Source organism: Brevundimonas sp. (assembly GCF_031082345.1).
GTDB lineage: Bacteria > Pseudomonadota > Alphaproteobacteria > Caulobacterales > Caulobacteraceae > Brevundimonas.
In genome coordinates this window covers 1-4,133 of sequence record NZ_JAVHLH010000250.1, presented here as the reverse complement: position 1 = coordinate 4,133, position 4,133 = coordinate 1, and the positions used below count along the sequence as shown (strand labels likewise).

General features: G+C 67.2%; 3 protein-coding genes. 2 read left to right on the top strand and 1 reads right to left on the bottom strand.

Annotated elements, in window-relative coordinates:
- Positions 1–56 precede the first annotated feature (56 nt).
- Entirely contained in the window at positions 57–2,123 is a 2,067-nt protein-coding gene (locus tag RDU12_RS13350; RefSeq protein ID WP_300290666.1) for a S46 family peptidase, read from the bottom strand.
- Between the two features lie 156 nt (positions 2,124–2,279).
- Here RDU12_RS13350 and RDU12_RS13345 point away from each other — a divergent pair, with 156 nt between their 5' ends.
- Together RDU12_RS13345 and RDU12_RS13340 are read left to right on the top strand one after the other, a co-directional pair.
- Positions 2,280–3,452: an ABC transporter permease gene (locus RDU12_RS13345; RefSeq protein ID WP_300290664.1), complete on the top strand. Its 1,173-nt coding sequence runs from the start codon at positions 2,280–2,282 to the stop codon at positions 3,450–3,452.
- Positions 3,449–4,133: ABC transporter ATP-binding protein (locus RDU12_RS13340; protein WP_308685096.1), on the top strand; the 685-nt coding region annotated here is incomplete at its 3' end. The genes RDU12_RS13345 and RDU12_RS13340, both read left to right, overlap by 4 nt.

The following is a 4,133-nucleotide window of genomic DNA, read 5'->3' as shown; positions in this document are numbered from 1 at the left end:
ACCCCTCATCCGACCCGCTGCGCGGGCCACCTTCTCCCGCAAGGGGAGAAGGATCGCTATTCGACCCCCAGCTCCTCGAGGATGCGGGGGTTCGGATAGACGTTGCGCAGGGCTTCGGTGATCGCCGCCGTCGACACCGTCACCGTCCGGTTCAGCTCGCCGTCGTAGCCGAACGAGCCGCCCAGCGAGTGGATGTTGCCGTCGAAGGCCGCGCCGATCACCTCGCCCTCGGCGTTGACCACCGGCGAGCCGGAGTTGCCGCCGATGATGTCATTGGTCGAGACGAAGTCGTAGACGACCTCCTTGTTCACCCGCGACTCCGCATCGGCGAAGGCCTGGGCCAGGTTGAACGGCTCCGAACCGGTGGCCCGCTCGTACAGGCCGCCGATGTAGGTGAACGGCGGCACCGTCACGCCGCGATAGGTCCAGCCCCGCACCTCGCCGTACGACAGGCGCAGGCTGAAGGTGGCGTCCGGGTACTGGTTGGTGCCGTAGACCGCGAACCGGGCCTGGGCGACCTTCTCGGCCGCGCGGGCGGTAGGGGCGTTGACCTCGGCCGCCCAGCGGTCGGCGATGGCCTTGGCCGCGTCGTCATTGGCGGCCACGAAGGCCAGCAGCGGGTCGGCCGCCTTCAGCTGCTCCAGCGTCATCCCGGCCGCCTCGCGACGGAAGTCGGCGTCGGTCATCCGGGTCCCCTCGATCAGCCGTTCGGCCAGGGCCTCCGGGCTCTCGCGGCCCAGCATCGCCTTCACCTGCGGATTGTCGACGGTCAGGTACTCGCGGGTCTTGGACAGCCAGTAGCGCAGCCGGATCTCCTCCATGTCGGTCGAGATCGGCGTCTCCTCGCCCAGCATCGCCGCCAGGCGCGCGCGTCGGTCGGCCGGCATTTCTGCCTTGGAGGCCCGCACGACCGCCCGGGCCATCTGATAAAGCTGCGATCCGCCGCCGGCCGCCTGCTCCAGCTGGCGGTAGGGCAGGTAGAGATCCCGAGCCGTATCCTGCACACGATCCAGCTCGGCCCACGGGTCGCCGATCTGCTGCACCAGGCTGGGGTCGGCCGCGACGCGGGCGCGCAGCTCCTGCTCGGCTTCCCGCTTGGTCGCCATGAAGGCCGGATCGGTCAGGGCGCCCTGCTGGCCGTAATAGACCTTGAAGCTGTTCTCGAGGCCGAAGATCGGGTCGAACGACACCCGCTTGGCCTCCTCGCCGGTCAGCGAATATTCCAGCAGGCGACCGCGCAGTTCCGAGGACTGGATCAGGGTGATCGGCAGCTGCTGGTCGCGCAGCCGCTCCAGCTGGCTCATGGTCAGCAGGCGCGAGGTCGAGCCCGGGTTGCCGGACACGAAGGTCACGTCACCCTCGTCCGGCGCCTCGGCGCTCCACTTCAGGAAGTTCGGCGACTCGACCGGCTTGCCGTCCTCGTAGGCGCGCAGGAATCCGGCATCGAGGGCGTAGCGCGGGAAGTTGAAATTGTCGGGGTCCCCGCCGAAGAAGGCCGCCTGGTTCTCGGGCGCGAAGACCAGCCGCACATCGTCGTATTTGCGGAATTTGTGCAGGCTGTACTGCCCGCCCCGGTACAGGCTGATCACCTGGCAGTTGAACTTCGTGTCGCCGGCGCAGGCTTCGGTCTGGATCTGGTTGACCGCCGCCTGGCGGGCGGCGTTGAAGGCCGCGCCCTCGAGGCCCTCGCCCGCGGCGCGCACCCGGTCGGTGACGTCGGTGATCTCGGTCAGCACCTCGGCCGTCTGGCCCGGGCATTGCACCTCTTCCTCGCGCGTCCCGGCGGTGAAGCCGTTCTTCACATAGTCCTTCTGCGCGTCGGACAGCTCCTGGGCGCAACCGACGACGCAATGCCAGTTGGTCAGGATCAGTCCCTCGTCCGACACGAACGAGGCCGAACAGCCCTGGATGCGGACCGAGGCCAGCCGCAACCGGTCCAGCCACGCCTGATCGAGTCGCGTCCCGTATTTCTGGTTCACGGTCTGGATCGGGAAATTGTCGAAGGTCCACATCCCCTCGTCGGCCAGCGCCGTGGAAGGAACGGCGGTCACGGCCATGGCGCCGGCGACGGCGGCCAGGGAGGCGGTTGCCGCTACGGCGGCGCGAAGCGAACGAAGGATCATGTCGGGTCGTCTCCAGGATGCCGGCTCCGCCGGTTCTACAGCTCACTACCTAGCGCCGATGAACGAAGCCCGTCCACATGGCCTTAACCCGATTTAACTTGGCCCTGACCGTCGGCGCCGTCACATAGCGACGAAACCCGGGGGCCGATCCGTTCAATGTCGCTTGCACTTTCCACCCTGCTCTACGAGTGGCGCCGCTACATGGCGGCCGTGATGGCGCTCGCGCTGTCGGGCCTGCTGGTGCTGGCCATGACCGGAGTCTTCATCGGCATCGGAAAGGGCTTCACCGCCACCATCGAGCGGTCGAGCGCCGACATCATCATCATGCAACCCGGCGCCAAGAGCCTGATCGGCGGACCGTCAGGCGTGCCCCGCCGGTTCATTCCGTTGGCCTACCGGAACCCGCAGGTGGTCGAGGTTCAACCGCTCGACGGCGCCGGCGGATCATTCCAGAGCGTCAAGAATGTCGATCCGACCATGTCCCAGGCCGACCGCGCCAAGATGGGCGCGCCGCGGCAGCAGTTTGTCCAGGCCAGCATCATCGACACCACGCCGGGCGCGGTCACCATTCCCACCGACTATTCCCGGGAACTGGTCGACGCCCTGCGCCAGCCATACACCGTCGCGATCGACGAGACGGCCGTGAGCAAGCTCGGCGTCAAGCTGGGCGACAAGGCTCTATACAACGGCCAGACGGTGACTGTGGTCGGCATCACCCGCGGCTACCCCAACATGATGCAGGCCAATATCGTCATGTCGCGCGACACGCTGCGGATGCTCGGCCAGGCCGATACAGGACCGCGAGTAGGTCCGCTGATGGTCAAACTGCGCGATCCGGCCCAGGCCGAATTGGTCGCGGTCCAGCTGAACGCCCTCGGCGCCGGCCAGTGGAAGGCCTGGACCCGTCAGGAGTTGGCCGACGCCAACGCCGGGGCCATGTTCGAGGAGGGCATCCTCGTCATCATCATCGGCGGCTGCGTGGTGCTGGGCACCATCATTGGGGTGGCGATCACCTGGCAGACCCTGCGCGGCGCCATCATGGCCAACATCAAGGAGTTCGCCTCGCTGCGGGCGCTTGGCGTCGGCATGGGCTCTCTGAACCGCATCGTCATGGAGCTCAGCTTCTGGGTCGGCCTCGTCGGCGTCGCGGCCGCGATCGGCCTGACCATGCTGGTGCAGATGCTCGCCCTGGCGAACGCCGTGATCATCGCCCTGCCGCCGATCCTGCTGATCGTCGTCGGCGGCGGCCTCGTCATCATCTCCATGCTTTCGGGCCTTCTGTCCCTTGGCATCCTCAAGAACAGCCAACCGGCGGATCTGCTGCGATGAGCAAGACCAGAACCCACGGAAAGCACGGCGACTTCGCTATCGAGGCCAAGGGCCTGGTGAAGCGGTTCAAGTCCGGGAAGGCCTTTATCGAGGTGCTCAAGGGCGTGGATTTCGACGCGCGCCACGGCGACCTGACCATGGTCATGGGCCCGTCCGGCTCGGGCAAATCGACCCTGATCGCCGCCCTGTCCGGCCTGCTGCGCCCCGAAGAAGGGCGTGTCGACACGCTGGACGTCGATAACCTGTGGAAGCTGTCGTCCGGCAAGATCGACAAATTCCGCCTCGACCACTGCGGTTTCATCTTCCAGGGCTTCAACCTGTTCCCGGCGCTGAGCGCGCTTCAGCAGGTGGAGATCGTCCTGAAGTTCCAGGGTCTGTCCAAGGCGGACGCCAGAAAGCAGGCGACGATCGCGCTGGAGGAGGTCGGTCTCGGCCCGCGCCTGCATCAGCGACCGTCGGCGCTGTCGGGCGGCGAGAAGCAGCGCGTCGCCATCGCCCGCTGCCTGGCCAAGAACCCCCAGATCCTGTTCGCCGACGAACCGACCTCCGCCCTCGACGGCGAGAACGGACAGGTGGTCATCCGCCTGCTGCGCCGCGCCGCCACCGAACATGGCGCAGCCGTCATCTGCGTCACGCACGATCCGCGCCTCGAGGAGTGGGCGGACCGCGTCATCAAGCTCG

What these genes read in the sequence shown, in the direction of transcription:
- RDU12_RS13350 (WP_300290666.1), bottom strand. Translation starts at nt 2,123, where the DNA reads ATGATCCTTCGTTCGCTTCGCGCCGCCGTAGCGGCAACCGCCTCCCTG.
- RDU12_RS13345 (WP_300290664.1), top strand. Translation starts at nt 2,280, where the DNA reads ATGTCGCTTGCACTTTCCACCCTGCTCTACGAGTGGCGCCGCTACATG.